Genomic DNA, 24,121 nt, shown 5'->3' on the forward strand with positions numbered 1-24,121 from the left:
GAAACGCGTGGTGCTAGTTCGTAATAATTCTATTTTCTGTAAAATCAAAAAAGCCTAAATTATAAATAAAGACGGTCAATTCAATTTTTAACCAAAAGCCTACCACTGACCGCGTGAGATTTTTTTCGATTCCATAATCTTCAACTAGGATCGAGAAACGGGATTCGATCGTGCGCCGGAGATCTTTCAAAGCCGGAACATTGTGCTGTTTGGCTCCTTTCATGTTTGAACGGTAAGGTGTCCAGAGCTCATAACCTAGCTCGCCAAAATCTTCTTGTAAGGGCTGTCCCACATAACCGACATCCGCTAAAACAAAGGGACACGGACAGCCTGCGATCAAAGTTGACGCCGCTTGGGTGTCATGTTTAGAGGCCTCGGTGACAGTGTAATTTAAGATATAACCGCTGAGCGAGGTCTCAAAATGAGTCTTAAACCCGTAAAAATACATGTCTTTGGTCGCATTGTAGCCTAGGTCAGCTATGCCGCGGAAAACCTTGGCCCGCTTATTTCTAACTTTTTGGCATAAAGGGTTAGGCAAACTATCAATGATCGCAAACTGTCCTGTTTGCGCATAGTCGCGAGTCAACCCCTGCCGCATGGCCATGACCACTGGGAGAAGACGTTGTGCTCGTCGGTTAAAACGGGAGCGCTCAATGTTCAATTGATGTGGGATGAAGGTCTGTGCCCAGGCAAAGAATTTACGCTGGGAGTGCATCTGTGTAATGACCTGTAAACACAGTAAGGCTAAGATCTGCACATCAGAAACACGAGACTTAGTGGTGTTACGGCGTTGCGAAATATAGCGCGGGCAGTATTTTTGATAAAGCTCAGCACAAAGAACTTTAAGTTGAGCTAAATTGACTTGTAAATTATGTCGTTTTTGTTTAAACTTTAAGTGGTCCAACAAGATCAGGTCTCCTTTGTTTAAGTCACTTAAGAGTCTAACCTTGTTGGGCTTTTTTTGTAAAATTTTGTACTAAATAGTTGAATGTTACGAACTAGCACCACGCGTTTATTTTGAAATATTTTTGTAAAAATGCCACTTTTTGTTTAGAATTTGTCTAAATATACAGGGATTACATTGCTATACATAACATTATTTTCATTAGATAACATTTATTTAACTCTAATTATTAGTCGTTTCTAATGCTGTATCAAACGCCAAATTTATATGTTGTGAAATTCATATCAGAATGGTTTATTTATAATATAATTATGTTTTATCATAGACCACTATAAGCACGACCAAAAAGTAGCAAGCACTTCAACGAGTACTTGCTACTTTTTCACTAATGAACTAAATTTTTCCATAAGATGACGTGGCCGGCTTTTAAGGAAGCTTGGACATCAATGATCCTTTGGTTGGAACTACCTCTAAACTGCAAGGTCAAGTCTTTTTGCGGTTCCAAAAAACGCCCATCAACTAAAATATCGATTTTTGACAACATTTCTAACTTATCGCTCGACTCTTTTTGCAACTCATCCCATGTATACCCAGTCCACGACCAGATGTCTTTACTTGAGCCATACTCTTTTCTTAAACGATCGATCAAAGACAAGCAAACCTGTGTATTTAAGAAAGGTTCTCCGCCTAACAAGGTTAGCCCTTGGCAAAAGCTTTGACCAATATCAGCTACGATCTGATCTTCCAATTTTTTAGAATATGCTTTACCGTAACTAAATTGTTGCGCAACTTTGTTATAGCAACCGGGACAAGAAAACATACACCCGCTGACATATAAACTGCAACGAACTCCTTCCCCGTCAACAAAGTTAAAGGGTTTATAATCTGCAATATACCCTTGGGAAAGGTCTTTTGCTAACCATTCTTGCGGACGAGGGTTTTTGGGAGTGCGACGTCTTTTCCTTTTTTTCTCAGGCCTTTTTTTGGCTTTAGTGGTATCAGTACGCGCCAAACTTGACTTATCAACAAAGTCGGTGTCACCATTGACTGTGATCCGGATCTGCTCTCCCATTTATTTCATCTCACTTGATTTGTTTTTCTTGCGGGATGAGATCTCAACATGTCTGCCATGGACCATCGGCCGTTGCAATGGGTTACCTAAATAGCCACAGGTCCTCTTAACACAGTCACATGTTTTAGGATCATGATTCCCGCAATCTGGGCATTCAAAGCCACGTGCCGTCGCTTTAAATTCACCTTGAAAACCACATTTATAGCAGTGATCGATCGGGGTGTTAGTCCCTAAATAACCGATCTTATCGTAAGCCCAATCCCAAACAGCCTCCAGCGCTTTCGGATTTTGCCTGAGATTTGGATATTCGCAATAATGAATAAAACCACCAGCTGCGAAAGGGGGATAATCTTTTTCAAAATTCAATTTTTCAAAAGGAGTTGGGTGTTTACGAACATCATAATGGAAACTATTAGTATAATATTCCTTAGCAGTAATATCTTTCAACTTACCAAATTTTTCTAGGTCTAATCTGCAAAAACGATCAGTCAAAGACTCACTTGGTGTCGAATAAACGCTATAGTGATAACCTGTTTCTTTTGACCACTTCTTACAATGAGCATCCAAAGCCCGAACGATCGAAACAGTAAAATCATGAGCCTCTTTATTGTTTTCCCAGTCTGGGCCAAAGAACACAGTTCCTACTTCATACAAGCCGATATACCCTAGAGAAACAGTCGCACGCTCATGGTCAAACATGACTGAGACATCATCATCTGGTTTCAAACGTTTACCAAATGCTCCATACTGATACAAGATCGGCGCATTTTCAGGTGTTGCGTCCAAAACACGGTTAACTTTAAAGTCTAAAGCAGTCTTCGCAACGTTCATTCTTTCTTCAAAAATTTGCCAAAACAATTTAAAATCTCCTTGAGATTCCAAGGCGATCCGCGGCAAGTTAACTGTTACAACGCCAAGATTCATCCGTCCGGAATTGACCTCATCACCATTTTCATCCTGCCATCCTTGTAAAAAGGAACGACAACCCATCGGGACTTTAAAGCTACCCGTGATCTCTTTGATCCTGTCATACATCAAAACATCAGGATACATCCTCTTCGTTGCACACTCAATGGCTAACTCTTTCACATCGTAATTAGGATCTCCAGGAGCAAAGTTGACCCCCTTTTTGATCGTGAAAACAAGTTTAGGGAAAATGGCTGTTCTTTTCTCCTTACCTAGTCCGGTGATCCTGATCCTTAGGATCGACTTTTGGATCTCGCGACTGATCCATGAAGTGCCCAGACCAAATCCCAAGGTCGTAAATGGAGTTTGTCCTTGAGATGAAAATAAAGTATTGATCTCATATTCCAGGGCCTGCATTGCATCATAAATATCTTTTTTGGTCCTTTTTTTGGCAAACTGCTTGAGCTTCGAACTGTCCTCAATAAATTCTGCACCTTCAGTCAAATGCTTGTGGTAATTCTTAAAAGCAAATGGCTCTAATAGTTCGTCCACGCGGTCCGCAGAACAACCACCGTATTGGCTCGAAGCAACATTAGCGATGATCTGCGACATTTGGGCAGTAGCCGTCTGAATAGAGTGCGGACTTTCGACCTCAGCATTACCGATTTTAAAACCGTTAGTCAACATTTCTTTAAAGTCGATCAGACAACAATTAGTCATCGGGCTCCATGGGGTATAATCAAGGTCATGATAATGGATATCACCACGGAGATGTGCCTTTGCAATATGTTCGGGCATCAACTTCAAGCCTAAGGTTTTTCCGACAGTACCTGCGGTCAGATCACGCTGTGTATTAAAAACATTACTATCCTTATTGGCATTTTCATGTACTAACTCCGGATCTTGTGAAAGTAATCTTTCTAGTCGCGTACTCGGATCTGTCTGTTCTTTCCAAGTTTGTTCTTCCTTTTGCCGGTAAGCCTGATACTCTTGAGCCTCATTTTGATAGCCAAAATAGTTGAGCACTTCCACCATTTTTTGCGCCAATTCTTGCGCAGTAACGGAGCTACGACCGTTAAATGAACTTAACAAGGAATTTAACAAAGCAGCCATATCTGTTTGCAAAGATAATTTTTCGAGCACATTTTCCAATTTATACAGCTCAAACGTCACTGGATAACCATCACGTTTTACTACTTCTTTTGGTAAATTAACTTTTATTTTTAAATGCTTCTTAACGTCCATCAATACGATTATCCCCCTTCTTGCATCATGTAAGACGATCTCGCACTATTGATTCACAAGATATTGTCTTTCAACAGTCAGTATCATACTATATATAGATATCCAATACAAATTTCACACGATATAATCTTTGGCGCATAAAAAAAGGCATGTCCTTCAAACGGACATGCCCTTCGTTAAAATTTTTTCAAGTCCTCTTATTAAAACGAGATAACTGACCCTTAAATTCTTCGTGATAGTTTGAAACATCATGGAAATGCGAATCGATCTGGTAATCAGCTTTTTCTCCGTGTAAACTAACATCCAACCCAACATTTTCGTCTGCCTGAGAAACTCGCATCTGAACGAATTTCTTTAAGGCCATAATAATTATTGTTACCAAGATAGCAGTAAAGGCGATACTGATCACGGTTCCCAGTAACTGGATCCCAATTAATTTAAATCCACCACCGTAGAAAAAACCATTATCGACAACAACTGAATTGACCTTATGTGTGGCAAAAGCTCCGACCAAGACCGAACCAATGATACCGGAAACACCATGACAGCCAAATGCATCCAACGGATCATCGAATTTTAAACGCGGCTTGACAGAATTTACAAAGAAATAACTGCCGACAGCACACAAAGCGCCGATAAAAAACGCGCCCGTATTAGTTACATAACCCGTACCGGGGGTAATTCCGACCAAGCCACACAAAGCACCGGTACACACACCTACTAGAGTTGGTCTCCCCTTTAAAAAGACTTCTAATAAGAGCCAAGTTAACATTGCTACAGCCGTAGCAACAGTAGTCGTTAAAAATGCATTCAACGCAACATTATCCACCCAAAAAGCCGATCCAGCATTAAAACCATACCATCCGATCCATAAGATCGCAGTACCTAACAAAACCCACGATAAATTATAATGTTCATCATTCTTTTTCAAACGCGGCCCGAGAAATAGTGAAAGTAGTAATGCAGTTACACCAGCATTGATATGAACAACAGTCCCGCCAGCGAAATCCAAAACTCCTAATGATGCCAGTAAACCATTTGGTGTCCAAACCATATGTACCATAGGATAATAAACAAATAAGCTCCAAAAAATAACAAAGATCATCAAGAAGTTAAAGTGCATCCGTCCCACGATAGAGCCAACAAATAAAGCAGGTGTAATGATCGCAAACATCATCTCAAATGCCAGAAAAATTGCATGGGTCAATCCCATTTGTGGATCTTTGACAGCATTGAGGTCGAAGCCGCTCAAAAAGAAATGAGATACGTGCCCGATCACTCCACCGATGTCAGCTCCAAATGAAAGCTCATAACCAACCGCAATAAATAAGACTACAGACAGACCACAAAGTACAAATACTGATAACATGGTATTTACTACGTTATTTTTTGAAACCAATCCCCCATAAAAGAAAGCCAGCCCTGGTGTCATGCTAAAAACCAAGATTGTTGCAAGTATTAAAAAAGTTGTGTTCACTGCGTTCATATGCATCCTCCTCAAATGTATGTTATAAATTCTAACATATTACGAGCGGTATGCAATACTTTAGTCAATTTTTTTGTTGGTACAGTCTTATTTAAGGAGATTTGTGTTACATCTTTTTACATTTGGTATACTTCTATTTCAATTTACATTGGCTCACAGTACACTGGTTGATCAAAGAGAAACACTGTTTACATTTTGTCGCAGAGCGTCGAGCTTAGCTCGTGGAAAATCACACTTATCTTCCAAAAAAATCACCTCAACCTAATTTATGAGGTAATTATATAATTTTCAATACTCCTATAAAATCCGTCCGATTGAACACGGCTTACCAAACACCACTTACCAACTCAAGGTCATTTAATCTTTTGGATAGTTTTTCTGGATAAAAAAAAACGCCTATTTCTAGACGTTTACTACTGATAGATATATATAAATACCGGTGATCGGGGTCGAACCGATACTCCCTCAACGGGAACTGGATTTTGAGTCCAGCGCGTCTGCCAATTCCGCCACACCGGCATAACAACAAAACTAATTATACTATACGTTAGCGCCTAAAGCAACCAAAGGCGGTAACCGGATTTGAACCGGTGATAAAGGTTTTGCAGACCTCTGCCTTACCACTTGGCTATACCGCCATTTTATAGGATCAAACCCTTATTGGGATAGCTGGATTCGAACCAGCGCATGTGGGAGTCAAAGTCCCATGCCTTACCACTTGGCTATACCCCAATAATAAGGGCGGTAGGTGGGGGTCGAACCCACGCGTGCCGGAGCCACAATCCGGTGTGTTAACCACTTCACCACTACCGCCATAAATGGCAGGGATAGCAGGAATCGAACCCGCATCGACGGTTTTGGAGACCGTTGTTCTGCCCTTGAACTATATCCCTATAAAATTGATGGAAGGGAGTGGATTCGAACCACCGAACCCGAAGGAGCGGATTTACAGTCCGCCGCGTTTAGCCAGACTTCGCTACCCTTCCATAATGGCGCGGGACGGAATCGAACCGCCGACACACGGAGCTTCAATCCGTTGCTCTACCGACTGAGCTACCGCGCCATTGACATCAATCATATATTGAATAAGAATGAACCTTATTCTAACGGTCCTAACCGGATTTGAACCGGTGATCTCCTGCGTGACAGGCAGGCGTGATAAACCCCTACACCATAGGACCAAATACTTATTAAATGGAGGATACAGGGCTCGAACCTGTGACCCTCTGCTTGTAAGGCAGACGCTCTCCCAACTGAGCTAATCCTCCAATATGACCCGTACGGGATTTGAACCCATGTTACCGCCGTGAAAGGGCGGTGTCTTTACCACTTGACCAACGGGTCATTTATTTACGGAGAGTAAGGGATTCGAACCCTTGAAGGAGGGCATCCCCCCTTACATGATTTCCAATCATGCTCCTTAAGCCACTCGGACAACTCTCCATCAACAAAACTCCGGCAGGCGGACTCGAACCGTCGACACCCTGATTAACAGTCAGATGCTCTACCAACTGAGCTATGCCGGAATAAAACAAGCGCGGCAGCTACCTACCCTCACAGGGGGCGATCCCCCAACTACTCTCGGCGTGACGAAGCTTAACTGCTGTGTTCGGCATGGGAACAGGTGTAGCCTTCGTGCCCGCACCACCGCACTCGTATTTCTTTCTTTGAGAGATCCGCTCCCTCAAAACTGACTAACATTCATCCTTGCTCGCTGCTTTCACCGAGTCCTGCGCCACTCTGTGGTCAAGTCCTCGACCGATTAGTAATGGTCCGCTCCATGCCTCGCGGCACTTCCACTGCCATCCTATCTACCTGATCATCTCTCAGGGGTCTTACTTCCAGAAAGGAATGGGAAATCTGATCTTGAGGTGAGTTTCGCACTTAGATGCTTTCAGCGTTTATCTCGACCACACTTAGCTACCCAGCGCTGCCTTGGGCAAGACAACTGGTACACCAGCGGTGTGTCCATCCCGGTCCTCTCGTACTAAGGACAGATCCTCGCAAATTTCCTACGCCCGCGACGGATAGGGACCGAACTGTCTCACGACGTTCTGAACCCAGCTCGCGTACCGCTTTAATGGGCGAACAGCCCAACCCTTGGGACCGACTACAGCCCCAGGATGCGATGAGCCGACATCGAGGTGCCAAACCTCCCCGTCGATGTGGACTCTTGGGGGAGATAAGCCTGTTATCCCCAGGGTAGCTTTTATCCGTTGAGCGATGGCCCTTCCATGCGGGACCACCGGATCACTAAGCCCGACTTTCGTCCCTGCTCGACTTGTCAGTCTCACAGTCAAGCTCCCTTCTGCCTTTACACTCTGCGAATGATTTCCAACCATTCTGAGGGAACCTTTGGGCGCCTCCGTTACCTTTTGGGAGGCGACCGCCCCAGTCAAACTGCCTACCAGACACTGTCTCCCGCCGGGATCAACCGGCGCGGGTTAGAGTGTTCATACAACGAGGGTAGTATCCCACCACTGCCTCCCACGAGACTAGCGTCTCGTGTTCTACGGCTCCTACCTATCCTGTACAAGTTGCACCAACACCCAATATCAAGCTACAGTAAAGCTCCATGGGGTCTTTCCGTCCTGTCGCGGGTAACCCGCATCTTCACGGGTATTATAATTTCACCGAGTCTCTCGTTGAGACAGTGCCCAGATCGTTACGCCTTTCGTGCGGGTCGGAACTTACCCGACAAGGAATTTCGCTACCTTAGGACCGTTATAGTTACGGCCGCCGTTTACTGGGGCTTCGATTCTGAGCTTCGCTCACGCTGACTCATCCTCTTAACCTTCCAGCACCGGGCAGGCGTCAGCCCCTATACATCATCTTACGATTTTGCAGAAACCTGTGTTTTTGATAAACAGTCGCCTGGGCCTATTCACTGCGGCTGGTCGTCAGACCAGCACCCCTTCTCCCGAAGTTACGGGGTCATTTTGCCGAGTTCCTTAACGAGAGTTCACTCGCTCACCTGAGGATACTCTCCTCGACTACCTGTGTCGGTTTGCGGTACGGGTGGACCGATCTTTGCTAGGAGCTTTTCTCGGCAGTGTGACCTGACTTCCTTCGCTACTTAAATTTCGCTCCCCATCACAGCTCATCTTCCGCCAGGACAAGCATTTGACTCGTCCTGCAACTCGCTGCTTGGACGTGTACTTCCAGCTGCACGCTCCGTTAGCCTCCTGCGTCCCTCCATCGCTCAAACAGACCGGTCCAGTACAGGAATCTCCACCTGTTGCCCATCGCCTACGCCTTGCGGCCTCGGCTTAGGTCCCGACTGACCCTGGGAGGACGAGCCTTCCCCAGGAAACCTTAGTCTTACGGTGGGTCAGATTCTCACTGACCTTGCGCTACTCATACCGGCATTCTCACTTCTAAGCGCTCCACCGGTCCTCACGGTCCGGCTTCGTCGCCCTTAGAACGCTCTCCTATCACCCGACCTGACGGTCGGATCCACAATTTCGGTAATGTGTTTAGCCCCGTTACATTTTCGGCGCAGGATCACTCGACTAGTGAGCTATTACGCACTCTTTGAATGGTGGCTGCTTCTGAGCCAACATCCTAGTTGTCTGTGCGATCCCACATCCTTTTCCACTTAACACATATTTAGGGACCTTGATTGGTGGTCTGGGCTGTTTCCCTTTCGACTACGGATCTTATCACTCGCAGTCTGACTCCCGGGACAAGATCAGTGGCATTCGGAGTTTATCTGAATTCAGTAACCCCAGACGGGCCCCTAGTCCAAACAGTGCTCTACCTCCACGATCCTTAACTCCCGAGGCTAGCCCTAAAGCTATTTCGGAGAGAACCAGCTATCTCCAAGTTCGTTTGGAATTTCACCGCTACCCACACCTCATCCCAGCATTTTTCAACATACACGGGTTCGGTCCTCCGGTGCGTTTTACCGCACTTTCAACCTGGACATGGGTAGGTCACTTGGTTTCGGGTCTACGTCAACGTACTCAGTCGCCCTGTTCAGACTCGCTTTCGCTGCGGCTCCGGTCTTTCCACCTTAACCTGGCACGTTAACGTAACTCGCCGGTTCATTCTACAAAAGGCACGCCATCACCCCTTAACGGGCTCTGACTAATTGTAGGCACATGGTTTCAGGAACTGTTTCACTCCCCTCCCGGGGTACTTTTCACCTTTCCCTCACGGTACTGGTCCACTATCGGTCACTAGGCAGTATTTAGCCTTGGGAGATGGTCCTCCCGGATTCCGACGGAGTTTCACGTGCTCCGCCGTACTCAGGATCCTGGACTGAGGAAGGACTGTTTCGCTTACGGGGCTGTCACCCTGTTTCGCCGGCTTTCCCAAGCCGTTCAGCTACAGTGCTTCTTGCTAACTCAAATGTCCAGTCCTACAACCCCAAGAAGCAAGCTTCTTGGTTTGGGCTGTCCCCCGTTCGCTCGCCGCTACTGAGGGGATCGATCTTTCTTTCTGTTCCTGCAGGTACTTAGATGTTTCAGTTCCCTGCGTCTGTCCTCGCCTGACCTATGTATTCAGCCAGCGATCAAGACTCGTTACAGTCATCGGGTTGCCCCATTCGGAGATCTCCGGGTCATTGCTTACTTACAGCTTCCCGAAGCATATCGCAGTTAGTCACGTCCTTCATCGACTCCTAGTGCCAAGGCATCCACCATGCGCCCTTCCTAACTTGACCTGACATTTATCGTAGATAAATGGGTCATGAGTTTGCGTTTACTACTTCATTTTTGAATTCTTGTTTGAAACTCTTTCAAACGCGGTGTTCTCGGTTTAATAAAATTATTGATCAAGAAATAAATGTTATTCAGTTTTCAAAGAACGGACCCATGATGGCTGTTGCCATCAATGGAGGTTAGCGGGATCGAACCGCTGACCTCCTGCTTGCAAAGCAGGTGCTCTCCCAGCTGAGCTAAACCCCCGTTTTGAGAGTAGACCTCTCAAAACCAAACAAAGTTTCTGTACAAATCGTGTGAGTTTCCGTAATTTTTCCTTAGAAAGGAGGTGATCCAGCCGCAGGTTCTCCTACGGCTACCTTGTTACGACTTCACCCCAATCATCTGTCCCACCTTAGACGGCTGGCTCCAACTGGTTACCGCACCGGCTTTGGGTGTTACAAACTCTCATGGTGTGACGGGCGGTGTGTACAAGGCCCGGGAACGTATTCACCGCGGCATGCTGATCCGCGATTACTAGCGATTCCGACTTCACGTAGGCGAGTTGCAGCCTACGATCCGAACTGAGAACGACTTTCAGAGATTAGCTGAACCTCGCGGTCTCGCGACTCGTTGTATCGTCCATTGTAGCACGTGTGTAGCCCAGGTCATAAGGGGCATGATGACTTGACGTCATCCCCACCTTCCTCCGGTTTGTCACCGGCAGTCTCGCCAGAGTGCCCAACTGAATGCTGGCAACTGACAATAAGGGTTGCGCTCGTTGCGGGACTTAACCCAACATCTCACGACACGAGCTGACGACAGCCATGCACCACCTGTCATTTTGTCCCCGAAGGGAAATGCTGATCTCTCAGATGGTCAAAAGATGTCAAGACCTGGTAAGGTTCTTCGCGTTGCTTCGAATTAAACCACATGCTCCACCGTTTGTGCGGGCCCCCGTCAATTCCTTTGAGTTTCAATCTTGCGATCGTACTCCCCAGGCGGAATGCTTAGTGCGTTAGCTGCGGCACCGAAGGGCGGAAACCCTCCAACACCTAGCATTCAGCGTTTACAGCGTGGACTACCAGGGTATCTAATCCTGTTCGCTCCCCACGCTTTCGAACCTCAGCGTCAGTTACAGACCAGAGAGCCGCTTTCGCCACTGGTGTTCTTCCATATATCTACGCATTTCACCGCTACACATGGAGTTCCACTCTCCTCTTCTGCACTCAAGTCTCCCAGTTTCCAATGCACTTCTCCGGTTAAGCCGAAGGCTTTCACATCAGACTTAAAAGACCGCCTGCGTTCCCTTTACGCCCAATAAATCCGGACAACGCTTGCCACCTACGTATTACCGCGGCTGCTGGCACGTAGTTAGCCGTGACTTGCTGGTCAGATACCGTCAGCGGGACAACAGTTACTTTATCCCGTGTTCTTCTCTGACAACAGTATTTTACGATCCGAAGACCTTCTTCATACACGCGGCGTTGCTCCATCAGACTTGCGTCCATTGTGGAAGATTCCCTACTGCTGCCTCCCGTAGGAGTTTGGGCCGTGTCTCAGTCCCAATGTGGCCGATCAACCTCTCAGTTCGGCTACGTATCATCACCTTGGTAAGCCGTTACCTTACCAACTAGTTAATACGCCGCGGGCTCATCCAAAAGCGACAGCTAAAAGCCGTCTTTACCCGGCCGACCATGCGGTCAGCCGGTCGATGCGGTATTAGCACCTGTTTCCAAGTGTTATCCCCCACTTTTGGGCAGATTGCCCACGTGTTACTCACCCGTTCGCCACTCGCCCTGCCAACGCTGAATGCAAGCATTCAGTGTCGACAGTTTGCGTTCGACTTGCATGTATTAGGCACGCCGCCAGCGTTCGTCCTGAGCCAGGATCAAACTCTCATTTTAAAGTTTGTGACTCATAAATTTTACTAGCGAATTGACTTCGCAAATGTTGTTTGCACTTATCACTAGGATAAGCGACCTCACACATTTGATTTGTCGAAACTTTGTTCAGTTTTCAAAGATCTACTTGCTAATTCACAACAAAAGATATCTTACCATCGTCTAACAGGATTGTCAAACGATTATTTCAATCTTTATTCTGTAAATAATGTCTAACTCTTTACACAATTACTAAGATATCAATAATACCCTAGAAAAATAAAATACACAACTGCAAAAGTATACTATGTCATTTAGTAGACTGTCAACTATAAATTGTGATAAAAAACAATTTGTTGCACTGCCTTAGCGACAAATACTATCTTAGCAACATTTTTAAACTACGTCAACAACTTTTTTGTTTTTCGGGATTTAAATTTATTGATGTTAACAAAAAGCTTAAAAAATAATATAATGTTTGTGTTTATCTCAAATTATGTCTTTTCTCCGCTATAAAAGTTCTCATTTATCAAAATTAACTTTTCAAGTATGTATCTGAAAAATTAAATAATCGATATTCACTTGATCACGATCCAATGAGCGGATAATTCCGATCCAACTCATACCTTTATTAAACACACCCACAACGAAAGATTCAGCCATTAACAAAAATTCTGCCTTACTCACTTGGCCAATATAAACCAACAATAACATGACGCATCCAGCTTTCAGAAAATACATTTCCAAAGAATAAAAAATAGTTTAGAAATCAAAAAGCGATCTCTAAACTAAATTCTTTATCAAAAGCAAGGTTCGGCTTAACTTTAAGGCAACTATTTATTATCATCATCTTTTAATTCAGGAGCATCAGTATTATATAGGTCTTGAGTGGATTTACCACCATTCTGCTCGATCAAGCTGGTTTTCTTTTCACGCTGGGCCTTTTTCAAAGCCTTAACACCATCGGAGTATTTATATTTGTACTGCGACTTATCTACTTTATTAAAGTCTTGCGGAGTATAGAAACGCAACAGATCTCCCGTGGTTATCTTATCAGACGTGGACAAAATCTTATCCGTATGCTCTTGTTGTTCCTTCAAGATCTGTTTTTGTTGGGCAGTAAGTTTTTTTGTATCCACTTTTCTACCCTGATTATCGTAAACCTTACTACCGATCTTACTTAGATCAGGTGAAACAAAATCCCCATTCCGAAAAGCAACTGTTTGATTTCTATTGGTCGACAACAAGTCATTACCTAACTGAATAGTATCATCATTTTTAATGCCAAGCAGATCCATTAAAGTTGGCATAACATCGATTTCTCCTCCATAAGTGTGGTTGACTTCACCTTTCATATCCTTGGAGTGGATCATAAATGGTACTTTCTCTAACATTGCCAAGTCATACTTTGAAACAGACTTCTTGCCTAAAAGTTTAGCCAAAGCCTTCGGATGATTATTTGAGATCCCATAATGGTCACCATAAGCAACGATAACGGACTTGTCATATAGGCCAGACTTTTTAAGATAACTGATAAATTCACCAAATGCTTGGTCTAAATAACGCGCAGTTTGAACATAGCCATCAACAGTCTTATCACCCGTTTTTGTTTTATCTATGTCTTGGTTTTGCTTATCAAGATCATACGGGTAGTGATTTGTAACAGTGATCAGCTTAGCATAAAACGGCTGCGGCAACTGTTCAAGATATTTAGCAGACTGCTTTAAGAAGATCTTATCTTTCATCCCATAACCATTATTATAGTCATCCTTATCATCAAAATAAGCAGAATCAAAGAAATATTGGTAACCCCATGACTTGTACGTATTGTCACGATTCCAAAAACTACCAACATCTCCGTGCATAGAAGCTGTGGAGTATCCCTTCTGATCTAAAAAGGCTGGCAAAGCTTGGTAAGTATTAGAAGAACCATAAGACGTCATACTAGAACCCGAGGGTAGACCAAACAGAGAATTTTCCAACATCGTTTCAGCGTCAGATGTTTTTCCTTGTCCGACCTGATTAAAGAAGTTATCAAATGACATTGTATGTTGATCTTTATAAAAGCGATTGATGTTTGGAGTTACCTCTTCTCCATCTGACTTATAATTGATCAAAAATTGTTGAAAACTTTCTAAATGTAGGATAAAAACATTCTTCCCCTTCTCTTTACCATAATATGAAACATTAGGCTGAGAACGATTCTTATTGACAAAATCCAAAACTTTATCTACGTCACTACTGCTGGCATTTTTTCTAGTGGAAGTCTGTTGGTGAGTTTGGTAAGCGGAATACCCTGCAAAAAAGTCGATCCCCAGGTACTTGACAATATAGTTATTATCAAACGTTCGTGTCAATAATTGAGAACGATCACTTTCTGCCAGGCTCAAATTGGCACCAAATAAAACAATAGCTAAAACAGAGGTAATAACACCATAACGTCTCTTGGCCTTAGACATATCTGGCTGAATCACTTTAAATGACATCAGAAGTATCAAGAGCACAACATCCAAAAATACTAAGAAATCGGCTGGATGGATGATCTCTAAAATACTAGAACCTAAGTTATTTGAAACTGAACTTGAGGATTTAATAATACCGAATGATAAAAAATCTGAAAACTCACGGTAATATAAGGTATTTGCAAACAACCAGATAGATTGGAGCAAGCTAACAATGATCTCGATCCAGTATGTCTTTTTACCACGAAAATATAAACCAATACCTAACAAAAGCAACCCGAAAGGTATCGGATTCAAAAACAGCAAAAACTGCTGCATTGAATTATTGACACCTAAAGTAAAGTTATTTTGATAGCTAAGGTATGTTTTAAACCAGAATAAAAAAAGGACTAGCCAGAAAAAACCTGCTCTGGAACTTAAAACCTGTCGTGTTTTCTTAAAAAACGAATTCATTTTACAAAATTCCTCCAAATTAAAAACTTGCCTGATAACAAGTATAAGGTCTCAATAAAAAAAGAAAAACTGAAAACACTATATCTTCAGTTTAACTTAATAATCGATGATCAATAATCAAGCAGGTCGTAAATTTCAATTGCTGCAAGATCAATGTTATCGAATTGAAATTTTTGTTTTGTACCGATCTCTTCTAATTCAAAGGCGTTTGCTTTTGGGTCATAAGTAACCACACCACGTTCTTCCCCTTCTTTTTCAAAACGCCTTGAAACTACTTCATCATCAGCACTTTTGATCATTGCATCTAACCGTGAAATGATCGCAACTAGTTGTGAATTTTCCATGACAAACCCCTTTTCTGCTCTCTAAAGCTATTACTAAGCATCAAGCCTCATAATTCATCAATACTTAATATATCTGTTACATACAAAAACGATAATAACATTTTTTCAGGCAAAATAAAATTGAAATCCTTAAATTAAGTTGTTTTACGCATAGTTTTTAACGATACTTAAAAAGTAACAACTAAACATAAAAGCGTCCAAACAAAAAAGGCTTGGAAAAACCAAACCTTCAGAAGTTTACTTTTTTATTTTATGGGGTTTAACAGACATGCCTCCCATACCTAAGAACATCCCCATATAATACGTGATCAACCGCCATAAAATCATCGCTAAAACTACTTTGCCATTTTGGCTTAAAAAGGTTGAGAAAATAACAGAAAAACTAAACTCTGCACCACCTAAACCGCCAGGCAAAGGGAAAAGCGAAATGATCATTACGATCAAGATATGCATTCCTACTACGGTCACTGGATCAATGTTGGTCACTTTTAACGAAAGTAAAATAAAATACGGGATGACATAGTAAAAGAAAAGCTGACCTAAAGTTAACAAACTAACTTTGACCAGAGTTCTTGGATCATCACGGAGACTTAAACTTTCATAGTAAAAATTATCGATTTTTTCCTCGAAGTAGTCTGTGTAACGCAGGTAAGTTTCTGGTTTCGCCCACCACTTAACGGGTTTTAAAAGGAATTGAATCAACTTTTTCGTCAGCGAATGCCAATACATCACCATTAAAAGGCCGGCGATAACGAGAAAATGAATCAAAAAACCGAAAACCACAAAAACTGAAAGTGCATGCAGCTTCGCCGCTAAATAATGAAACTGGAAAACTAAACTGATCAAAAAACAAACAACGATCATCGATTGATAAACCACAAATTTCATCAACATTTTAGATGCAGCCCTACCAGCATCGATCCCTGACTGTAATAATGCAAACAGCTGAGCGGGTTGTCCTCCGCTTTGAAAAGGAGTGATACCGTTAAACAATTGTTCGATCAACGGCACACGAAAAGCATCCCCAAAACGGAAATCGGGATACTGTTTCCGAAGTAAAACATAAACTATCAAACCTTCAAACAAAAGTGAGACCAGCATATTAAGCACTGCCAAAATTAACCATTGCCACTTTAGATCGGTGATCTCATCTTTAATAATATTAAAAGGAACATCCTTCATAGAATAAACAAAGATCCCTACACCAACTAGAATGACAACAACGAGACTCAATTTATTTTTCCAATTCATTAGCAGCCCAACTTTGCTTGTCTTTCATAGTATTCACGCCAAATTTCAGCCAGATGATCTTCATTGTAGTAAGCTGAAGCGCGAACTGCCTTTTCCCTTAAATCATCGAGCGCTTGTCTGTCAGTCTTCAAATTGACGATCTTATCCTTCATTTGCTTTACATCCTCTGCCGGCTCATAGTAGCCAGTCAAAATCGAATGATATAAGTCTAAATCACGCAATAAGACCGGCACTTCACAACTAAAAGCTTCCAAAACGCTCATCGGAAATAGTTCGTTATAAGACGGTAACAAAAATAAGTCGGCCATATTATAATATTCGTTCATTTCGTGCCGAGCTACTATACCAGGAAAATCTAAATTAGCCGGTGGATCATCGACAACTTTCTTTAATTCATTATATCCATCTGTCATCTTACCAAAAGAAAAGCCGCCGACCCAAATGAACTGAACGTTAGGCAAACTTTGCGCTAGTTTGATAAAGTCAACGATACCTTTACGTTCCTGGATCTGACCAACTCCGATCACGGTAAACTTATTAGGATCTACCCTATGTTGTGTACGCAGTTGCTGTTTTTGCTCCACTTTAAGCGGATGAAACTCTTTTTTAGAAACAAAGTTAGGGATATAAGTGATTTTATCTTCGGAGATCCCATAGCCGACTAACTTTGGGATGAAAGAAGGATTGACCACTACTAAAGCATCCATTCTCTTGTAAAAAGAAATCATATAAGAATTAAAGATCCTGAGCATCCACCGCGGCATCTGTAAACTGCCCTTGATCGTTTCCGGCAAAAAGTGGACATAACCGATCTTACGCCCACTCTTACTAGAAAATGTCGATAAATAAAACTGCGGGTCGATCGTATGGTAATGACTAAGATCAGCACTACCGAAACGATTGACTATCAGATTAAGACTTGTCGGATAATGTTTTTCCAACAAGTTGATCAATTCAGAGTACGCACTGCCAACTCCTTGACCATCGACCTTAGCGGCAGACGAATACATTCGTATTGTTAACATCTTTATCGCTCCTACACAAAATTTTAGATGCTTTCTCGCGAACGACTTGCTTGAGTCTCGGCGAAAAATGCAAAACTGTCTTGGTAAAACTGCATGATCTGTTCTCCAAAATGCTCGGCTGAGATGCTGGCAATTTTTTCATCGCGCATTCTTTGGTCATTATATTTAGTTGGTTCATTTAAATATGCAACAACGTCTTGCACAAATTGAACAGGAGTTTCAAAAGTAGTCCCGACATTCAGATCATCTAAAAGATCGTCAGTGTACGGTCCACTCGCAGCGACAACCTTCAATCCCGCAGCGATCGCTTCGATAAAAGTCAACCCCTGTGACTCCGAAATAGAAGTAGAAACGAACAGGTCCGCAATATGATAATAGGCCGGCACCTCATCATGATCGATCTCACCCGTGAAAATTATCTTATCAGTTAAACCCATATGCGAGACTTGTTCACACAGCTGTTCCCTAGCCGGGCCATCACCACAGATCATAAGCTTTACGTCTGGTATGCGTTTTTGGATCTCAGGAAAAGCGTCTATCAAACGATCGATATCTTTTTCGAAAGCCACACGACTTACTGTCAGCATCAATGGCGTTTCAGGTTCGATATGATACTTTTGCCGTAATTTCTTGTTTTTTTGCCCCGCAAACTTTCTAACGTCTACTCCTGTTGGAATAACTGAGATAGGCTCCTTGACACCATAACTTGTCAAAGTATCCAAGACACGTGTACTAGGAGCGACTATCCCTGCCATGTGCTCACAATAAGTTTTACTGAGCTGTTTAACATGTGAAGGTCGCAAAACCTTGCCTTTCATAACATAATGCAAGTAATCCTCATACATTGTATGGTAAGTGTGTACACAAGGGATCTTTAAATTTTTAGCAACGAACTTACCGATCATCCCCATCGAAAACTCCGTCTGTGTATGCACCAAATCTAAGTTAAGCTCCTTGGCGATCTCATACGCTTGAAATAGTCCCCGGACTGCGATCCTGCGATCTGTAAATGAAATGAAAGGAACGCTTGTAAAACGAAAAACGTTTCTTTCAAAAACGTTTTTATCTACCTTAGGGTCCGTTGTTGTAAAAATATACACATTATTCCCTAGACTTTCTAGTTGCTCACGCAATGTTTTGATCGACGTCGCAACACCGCTGACCTGTGGATAATATGTATCTGTAAATATACCTATGTTCACGGTGATCCCCCTTAGTCTGAATAATAGTCATGTATCATTATATTGTTTTCGACCACTATAAGCAACTAAATGCCCATTAACAGAATCATTTTTTAAACAATTCAACTTTAAAATAACAAAGCTGATTATACAGTCTTACAGCAACATGTCAAACCGTCCACCACAAAAAAGCTCGAATAAGCCCACTAAAAGTGCGTTATTCGAGCAACAATTTTATCTAAAACTAGTCAGTGTACTTGTGTACCAAATCGACGACTTCTTCAGTTGTCTCACATTCAGTCACAGCCTGATCAGCTAATGCTTTCATCTTGTTAGTATCAAGTTTCTTCAATAAGCTACGAGTCTTCAAGATCGAAGTAGCACTCATTGAGTATTCATCTAACCCTAAACCTGCAAGCAGCGGAACAGCGACTTGATCGCCGGCCATTTCACCACACATGCCAGTCCATTTGCCTTCCTTATGGGAAGCATCGATGATGTTCTTGATCAAGCGTAACAATGAAGGATTATATGGCTGATACAAGTATGAAACGCGTTCATTTCCCCGATCAGCAGCCATTGAATACTGGATCAGGTCGTTAGTACCAATGCTAAAGAAATCAGCATACTTAGCCAATTTGTCAGCGATCATAGCGGCGGCAGGGATCTCCATCATCATACCGACTTCGATATCATCGGAAACCTTAACACCGTCAGCTACTAACTTAGCCTTTTCTTCTTCAAAAATCGCCTTAGCATCCTTGAATTCTTTGACCGTAGCGATCATTGGGAACATGATCGCCAAACGGCCATAAGCTGAAGCGCGCAACAAAGCACGTAACTGTGTCCGGAAAATATCTTGGCGATCCAAGGAGATCCGGATAGCACGATAACCCAAGAAAGGATTTTGTTCGTCAGGCAATGGCAAATAAGATAATTCCTTATCGCCACCAATATCCATTGTCCGCACAACAACCTGCTTGTTGTTCATACCTTCAACTGCTTGCTTATATGCTTCAAACTGATCATCTTCAGATGGCAATTCAGAAGCATCCATGTACAAAAATTCAGACCTAAACAAGCCAACTGCTTCAGCACCATTGTCGTTAGCGCCAGCAACGTCTTTTGGTGTACCAATATTTGCACCAAGAGTGACCTGCTTGCCATCAGCAGTTACGGACTGTTCGTCTTTTAACTGAGCCCATTGTGCTTTCTGCTGAGCAAAATCTTTAGCTTTCTTGTCATATTCTTTTAATTCATCATCACTTGGGTCAACCAAAGCATCACCATTGATACCATCGATGATCACTGTTTGATCAGCCTTGATATCATCAGTAGCTGTACCTGAACCGACGATCGCAGGGATCTCTAATGTCCGTGACATGATCGCAGAATGCGATGTCCGTCCACCGATATCAGTGATAAATCCCTTAACATATTTACGATCTAACTGGGCAGTATCAGATGGTGTCAGATCATGAGCCACAATGACAACTTCCTCGTTGATCAAAGCTGGACTAGGCAAAGTTACACCAAGCAAATGAGCTAATAAACGCTTAGTAACATCGCGCACATCTCCGGCACGTTCCTGCATATAAGCATTATCAGTCATGCCTTCAAACATTTCGATAAACATGTCTGTGACACTTTTGACTGCAGCTTCTGCATTAACCTTTTCATTCTTGATCTTATCACTGATCTGACCCAACATTTCTGGATCAGAAAGAATGGTCAAATGTGCCTCGAAAACTTCAGCCTCATCAGCACCCAAATTTTCAGCAGCCTTATCTTTAATGACCTCAAGTTCTTTTTTAGAAGCTGCAACAGCATCATTTAAACGGGCAACCTCAGCTTCAGGGTCATCAATTTTTGTTTCGGAAAATGATAAATCGGGTTGCACAAGCATGTAAGCTTTAGCTGCGGCAATACCATCACTGGCTGCTATCCCCTTCAACATTTTCGTCATTATTCAGCAAGTCCTTCCTTTTTCATTGTCTCAGCAACTGCTGTAATAGCGTCTGCTTCATCTGCACCTTCAGCAGAGATAGTTACGTCTGAACCTTGGCCAACACCCAAAGACATAACACCCATGATGGATTTCAAGTTAACTGATTTGTCATTGAATGCCAATGTGATATCAGAATTAAATTTGCTTGCTGCTTGTACCAACAAAGTAGCAGGACGAGCGTGAATACCTGTTTCTGCAATTACGTGAAAGTCTTTCTTTTCCATTTTAAACCATTCTCCTTTGAGTATATAAATTGTTGAGTTTGACCAGTGAAAAGTTAGACAAATTTTTCGAACACGTTTACATTTAAAAATGTCCCCAAAATGCTACTTTATGGTAAAACTCGCTAAAAAAATAATACCATGTATCATGTGATAAAACAAGTTTGTTTTAACGTCTAACGAAAAGCAGAGGCTTTTTAAAATACCAAATTGACAACCTGAAGAGAAAGTGGGTGCCTTAAAAATATCATGGGGCACAATTCTTGATTTTCATAGTTTTCATTCTTTTAAAATCGGTTTGTGCAATATTTATTTTTAAGAGGATCTTTGCTGCGCGATGTCTTTTGTTACTCGTGCTCAGACGCATGATCATAACGGTAGACTGCGCCACCACCCCTTTTTGCTGTCCCAACTACTTTTTTACGGTGTGAATATTCCATTAATGCTTTTTGAAAATCCATAAATTCATCAGTAGCGACCGCAAATTCTTCTATATCTCCCGCACGTAATTGCTCCAAAATTTGATGATAGTCCTTCGTCATATCTCGCTCTTCCTCCTTATAGAACTCGAATGTAATTATAGCATGAAAAACTAATATTTTTCTAAGCGTATAGCTTGAAGTTTTTTCAGAACTTTGTATAATAAAACTATGAAAGGTCAAAGAAGGTCAAAACACTTTTTGGCTTTCGACTAACCTGGATCTTACGAAAGGTCGTGAACAAATTATATGTTATGTCAAAATTGTCATCAAAATCCAGCTACTATCCATTTGACAACTAGTATCAACGGTCGACAAACTTCCATCGATCTTTGCCAAAGTTGTTACAAGAAGTTAAAGGACCAAGCTGGTAATAATGGCCGTTCCAGTTCAATGATGCAAGACCCATTCGGTTTTGGTAATTTGGACGACTTATTCCGGTCAATGTCTAGTGACCAACAAGGACCGCAAAGACAGGGACAAGTTCCGCCAACCCAAGCTGCTGGCGGTAATGGTCGGAATAATGGCGGCAATACGATCCTTGGGCAATATGGTCTTGACCTCACGGAAGAAGCACAAAATGGTCGTATCGACCCAGTGATCGGCAGAGATAAAGAAATCGAGCGCGTGATCGAGATCTTAAACCGGCGGACAAAAAATAACCCTGTTTTGATCGGGGAAGCCGGTGTTGGTAAAACAGCCGTTGTTGAAGGCTTAGCCCAAAAGATCGTCGACAACGATGTACCACAAAAATTACAAAACAAAAAAGTAGTTCGTTTAGATGTTGTTTCACTTGTTCAGGGTACGGGTATCCGTGGCCAATTCGAAGAGCGGATGAAACAATTGATGGAAGAGTTGAAAAAAGAGAAAAATACTATCCTCTTCATCGATGAGATCCACGAAATTGTAGGTGCAGGTAACGCTGAGGGCGGTATGGATGCCGGTAATGTTTTGAAACCAGCTTTAGCCCGCGGCGACCTCCAGTTAGTCGGTGCTACAACATTAAATGAGTACCGTACGATCGAAAAAGACGCCGCCCTAGCTCGTCGTTTACAACCTATCCAAGTTGACGAACCTTCAGTTGAAGAAACGATCAAGATCTTGCAAGGGATCAGCGGTAAATATGAATCTTATCATCACGTTAAGTTTTCTGAAAAAGCCTTAGAAGCCGCAGCTACCTTGTCAGACCGGTATATTCAAGACCGCTTCTTGCCTGATAAAGCGATCGACCTTTTGGATGAGGCCGGCTCAAAGAAGAATTTGACGATCCATACCGTCGACCCGGCAGTCATGGATGATAAAATCAACAAAGCGGAAGAAGAAAAACAAGCTGCTTTGAAAGATGAAGACTATGAAAAAGCCGCCTATTACCGTGATCAAGTCTCTAAGTTCAATAAGATGAAGGACAATTCGTCTTCAGACGAAGCAACTCCTGAGATCACTGAAAAAGACATGGAGAAGATCGTTGAAGAAAAGACTGATATTCCTGTTGGTGAATTGAAGGCTAAGGAACAATCACAATTGAAGAACTTGGCTAATTCACTTGAACAACATGTTATTGGTCAAGATAAAGCCGTTACTAAAGTTGCTCGTGCAATTCGTCGTAATCGTGTCGGCTTCAACAAGTCGGGACGCCCTATTGGTTCGTTCCTATTTGTCGGACCAACCGGTGTCGGTAAAACTGAAACTGCTAAGCAGTTGGCTCGTGAGCTATTTGGAACGGAAGACGCAATGATTCGGTTTGACATGAGTGAATATATGGAGAAATTCTCAGTGTCGAAATTGATCGGTTCACCGCCGGGCTATGTAGGCTATGAAGAAGCTGGTCAGTTAACTGAACAAGTTCGGCGTCACCCATATAGTCTGATCTTGCTAGATGAAGTTGAAAAAGCTCATCCCGATGTTTTGCACACATTCTTGCAGATCCTTGACGATGGTCGGTTGACGGACTCACAAGGTCGGACGGTTTCCTTTAAGGATACTATCATCATCATGACATCTAATGCTGGTAGCGGCGACTCAGTCTCCTCAGTTGGCTTTGGTGCTGAAGCCTCGGGTGAAACTCATTTGATCATGAACAACTTATCTCAGTATTTCAAGCCTGAGTTCCTGAACCGTTTCGACGGCATCGTAGAGTTCAACGCTTTGTCTAAGGAAAATCTTCATCATATCGTTTCCTTGATGTTAGATGAAGTTAACGAAATGTTGGCAGCTAAAGGGATCGAACTACACGTTACTGGGCCTGTTTCTGATAAATTAGTTGACCTTGGTTATGACCCGAAGATGGGTGCACGTCCATTACGTCGTGTTATCCAAGAGCAGCTTGAAGATAAGATCGCTGATTATTATCTTGACAATCCGGGTAATCAAAACTTATCTGCTCGGCTTGAAGACGGCGAGATCAAGATCACTAAAAATGATGGATCTGAACAAAAGTCTAACGAAGATAATAGTTCACAAAAAGACGATCAATAATTAGTATTGACACAACTACCCGTTTTTTGGGTGGTTGTGTTTTTTATTTAACGGTCTATTTGGCTCTCATTCTTCTTTAAAAA

Annotated in this window: 13 protein-coding genes, 13 tRNA genes and 3 rRNA genes; 1 reads left to right on the top strand and 28 read right to left on the bottom strand. The window is 42.6% G+C overall.

The window, feature by feature from the left end:
* Positions 1–13 precede the first annotated feature (13 nt).
* The 28 genes from AC3XNE_RS00005 to AC3XNE_RS00140 form a co-directional block, all read right to left on the bottom strand.
* On the bottom strand, positions 14–907 hold the full coding sequence (locus tag AC3XNE_RS00005; RefSeq protein ID WP_489831357.1) for an IS982 family transposase: 894 nt from the start codon (positions 905–907) through the stop codon (positions 14–16).
* A gap of 382 nt (positions 908–1,289) precedes the next feature.
* Positions 1,290–1,976 (bottom strand): anaerobic ribonucleoside-triphosphate reductase activating protein, encoded by a 687-nt coding sequence (nrdG, locus tag AC3XNE_RS00010; protein WP_489832219.1) that lies wholly within the window; start codon positions 1,974–1,976, stop codon positions 1,290–1,292.
* On the bottom strand, positions 1,977–4,127 hold the full coding sequence (nrdD, locus tag AC3XNE_RS00015) for an anaerobic ribonucleoside-triphosphate reductase (RefSeq protein WP_489832220.1): 2,151 nt from the start codon (positions 4,125–4,127) through the stop codon (positions 1,977–1,979).
* 187 nt (positions 4,128–4,314) lie between these two features.
* A complete protein-coding gene (locus AC3XNE_RS00020; RefSeq protein ID WP_489832221.1) occupies positions 4,315–5,613 on the bottom strand; it encodes an ammonium transporter in 1,299 nt (432 codons plus the stop codon).
* Positions 5,614–6,047: 434 nt separating this feature from the next.
* A tRNA-Leu gene (locus AC3XNE_RS00025) sits at positions 6,048–6,132 on the bottom strand.
* A 48-nt stretch (positions 6,133–6,180) separates the two neighbouring features.
* Positions 6,181–6,251, bottom strand: a tRNA-Cys gene (locus AC3XNE_RS00030).
* Between the two features lie 22 nt (positions 6,252–6,273).
* Positions 6,274–6,345, bottom strand: a tRNA-Gln gene (locus AC3XNE_RS00035).
* Between the two features lie 8 nt (positions 6,346–6,353).
* Positions 6,354–6,426, bottom strand: a tRNA-His gene (locus AC3XNE_RS00040).
* Positions 6,427–6,432: 6 nt separating this feature from the next.
* Positions 6,433–6,506, bottom strand: a tRNA-Trp gene (locus AC3XNE_RS00045).
* A gap of 10 nt (positions 6,507–6,516) precedes the next feature.
* Positions 6,517–6,599: transfer RNA gene (locus tag AC3XNE_RS00050), tRNA-Tyr, on the bottom strand.
* A gap of 4 nt (positions 6,600–6,603) precedes the next feature.
* Positions 6,604–6,676, bottom strand: a tRNA-Phe gene (locus tag AC3XNE_RS00055).
* Between the two features lie 44 nt (positions 6,677–6,720).
* Positions 6,721–6,794, bottom strand: a tRNA-Asp gene (locus AC3XNE_RS00060).
* Positions 6,795–6,808: 14 nt separating this feature from the next.
* A tRNA-Val gene (locus AC3XNE_RS00065) sits at positions 6,809–6,881 on the bottom strand.
* A gap of 4 nt (positions 6,882–6,885) precedes the next feature.
* Positions 6,886–6,957: transfer RNA gene (locus AC3XNE_RS00070), tRNA-Glu, on the bottom strand.
* Between the two features lie 9 nt (positions 6,958–6,966).
* Positions 6,967–7,056 (bottom strand) — tRNA-Ser (locus tag AC3XNE_RS00075).
* A gap of 10 nt (positions 7,057–7,066) precedes the next feature.
* Positions 7,067–7,139 (bottom strand) — tRNA-Asn (locus AC3XNE_RS00080).
* Positions 7,140–7,148: 9 nt separating this feature from the next.
* Positions 7,149–7,265, bottom strand: a 5S ribosomal RNA gene (rrf, locus tag AC3XNE_RS00085).
* A gap of 90 nt (positions 7,266–7,355) precedes the next feature.
* Positions 7,356–10,279: ribosomal RNA gene (locus AC3XNE_RS00090) — 23S ribosomal RNA — on the bottom strand.
* A 171-nt stretch (positions 10,280–10,450) separates the two neighbouring features.
* Positions 10,451–10,523 (bottom strand) — tRNA-Ala (locus AC3XNE_RS00095).
* Between the two features lie 75 nt (positions 10,524–10,598).
* A 16S ribosomal RNA gene (locus tag AC3XNE_RS00100) occupies positions 10,599–12,163 on the bottom strand.
* The 16S, 23S and 5S rRNA genes sit together here with 13 tRNA genes alongside, the layout of an rRNA operon.
* Positions 12,164–12,972: 809 nt before the next feature.
* Entirely contained in the window at positions 12,973–15,054 is a 2,082-nt protein-coding gene (locus AC3XNE_RS00105) for an LTA synthase family protein (protein WP_489832222.1), read from the bottom strand.
* 110 nt (positions 15,055–15,164) lie between these two features.
* Positions 15,165–15,398 carry a YkuJ family protein gene (locus AC3XNE_RS00110; RefSeq protein WP_489832223.1) on the bottom strand — a complete coding sequence of 78 codons (234 nt, stop codon included), beginning with the start codon at positions 15,396–15,398 and terminating at the stop codon, positions 15,165–15,167.
* Positions 15,399–15,635: 237 nt separating this feature from the next.
* Positions 15,636–16,649 (bottom strand): lysylphosphatidylglycerol synthase transmembrane domain-containing protein, encoded by a 1,014-nt coding sequence (locus AC3XNE_RS00115; RefSeq protein ID WP_489832224.1) that lies wholly within the window; start codon positions 16,647–16,649, stop codon positions 15,636–15,638.
* Complete coding sequence (locus AC3XNE_RS00120) at positions 16,649–17,674, bottom strand: glycosyltransferase family 4 protein (protein WP_489832225.1); 1,026 nt, start codon at positions 17,672–17,674, stop codon at positions 16,649–16,651. Before AC3XNE_RS00120 ends, AC3XNE_RS00115 begins: the two co-directional genes overlap by 1 nt.
* 23 nt (positions 17,675–17,697) lie before the next feature.
* Positions 17,698–18,876 carry a glycosyltransferase family 4 protein gene (locus AC3XNE_RS00125; RefSeq protein WP_489832226.1) on the bottom strand — a complete coding sequence of 393 codons (1,179 nt, stop codon included), beginning with the start codon at positions 18,874–18,876 and terminating at the stop codon, positions 17,698–17,700.
* A gap of 223 nt (positions 18,877–19,099) precedes the next feature.
* Complete coding sequence (gene ptsP / locus AC3XNE_RS00130; protein ID WP_489832227.1) at positions 19,100–20,821, bottom strand: phosphoenolpyruvate--protein phosphotransferase; 1,722 nt, start codon at positions 20,819–20,821, stop codon at positions 19,100–19,102.
* The gene (locus AC3XNE_RS00135) at positions 20,821–21,087 is read right to left on the bottom strand and encodes a phosphocarrier protein HPr (protein WP_489832228.1); all 267 of its coding nucleotides are present in this window, start codon (positions 21,085–21,087) and stop codon (positions 20,821–20,823) included. The genes ptsP and AC3XNE_RS00135 overlap by 1 nt, the downstream gene beginning before the upstream one ends.
* Before the next feature lie 344 nt (positions 21,088–21,431).
* Positions 21,432–21,626: a hypothetical protein gene (locus AC3XNE_RS00140; RefSeq protein WP_489832229.1), complete on the bottom strand. Its 195-nt coding sequence runs from the start codon at positions 21,624–21,626 to the stop codon at positions 21,432–21,434.
* Between the two features lie 186 nt (positions 21,627–21,812).
* Here AC3XNE_RS00140 and AC3XNE_RS00145 point away from each other — a divergent pair, with 186 nt between their 5' ends.
* Positions 21,813–24,038 carry an ATP-dependent Clp protease ATP-binding subunit gene (locus AC3XNE_RS00145; protein ID WP_489832230.1) on the top strand — a complete coding sequence of 742 codons (2,226 nt, stop codon included), beginning with the start codon at positions 21,813–21,815 and terminating at the stop codon, positions 24,036–24,038.
* The last annotated feature ends 83 nt before the right edge of the window (positions 24,039–24,121 follow it).

The sequence above is a fragment of the Ligilactobacillus sp. JN-6 (Y).1 genome (assembly GCF_058111525.1).

Bases quoted from the DNA above. Each gene is read 5' to 3' on its own strand.
- nrdD (WP_489832220.1), bottom strand. From the start codon at position 4,127: ATGGACGTTAAGAAGCATTTAAAAATAAAAGTTAATTTACCAAAAGAA.
- AC3XNE_RS00135 (WP_489832228.1), bottom strand. From the start codon at position 21,087: ATGGAAAAGAAAGACTTTCACGTAATTGCAGAAACAGGTATTCACGCT.
- AC3XNE_RS00115 (WP_489832224.1), bottom strand. From the start codon at position 16,649: ATGAATTGGAAAAATAAATTGAGTCTCGTTGTTGTCATTCTAGTTGGT.
- ptsP (WP_489832227.1), bottom strand. From the start codon at position 20,821: ATGACGAAAATGTTGAAGGGGATAGCAGCCAGTGATGGTATTGCCGCA.
- AC3XNE_RS00110 (WP_489832223.1), bottom strand. From the start codon at position 15,398: ATGGAAAATTCACAACTAGTTGCGATCATTTCACGGTTAGATGCAATG.
- AC3XNE_RS00105 (WP_489832222.1), bottom strand. From the start codon at position 15,054: ATGAATTCGTTTTTTAAGAAAACACGACAGGTTTTAAGTTCCAGAGCA.
- AC3XNE_RS00120 (WP_489832225.1), bottom strand. From the start codon at position 17,674: ATGTTAACAATACGAATGTATTCGTCTGCCGCTAAGGTCGATGGTCAA.
- nrdG (WP_489832219.1), bottom strand. From the start codon at position 1,976: ATGGGAGAGCAGATCCGGATCACAGTCAATGGTGACACCGACTTTGTT.
- AC3XNE_RS00145 (WP_489832230.1), top strand. From the start codon at position 21,813: ATGTTATGTCAAAATTGTCATCAAAATCCAGCTACTATCCATTTGACA.
- AC3XNE_RS00140 (WP_489832229.1), bottom strand. From the start codon at position 21,626: ATGACGAAGGACTATCATCAAATTTTGGAGCAATTACGTGCGGGAGAT.
- AC3XNE_RS00020 (WP_489832221.1), bottom strand. From the start codon at position 5,613: ATGAACGCAGTGAACACAACTTTTTTAATACTTGCAACAATCTTGGTT.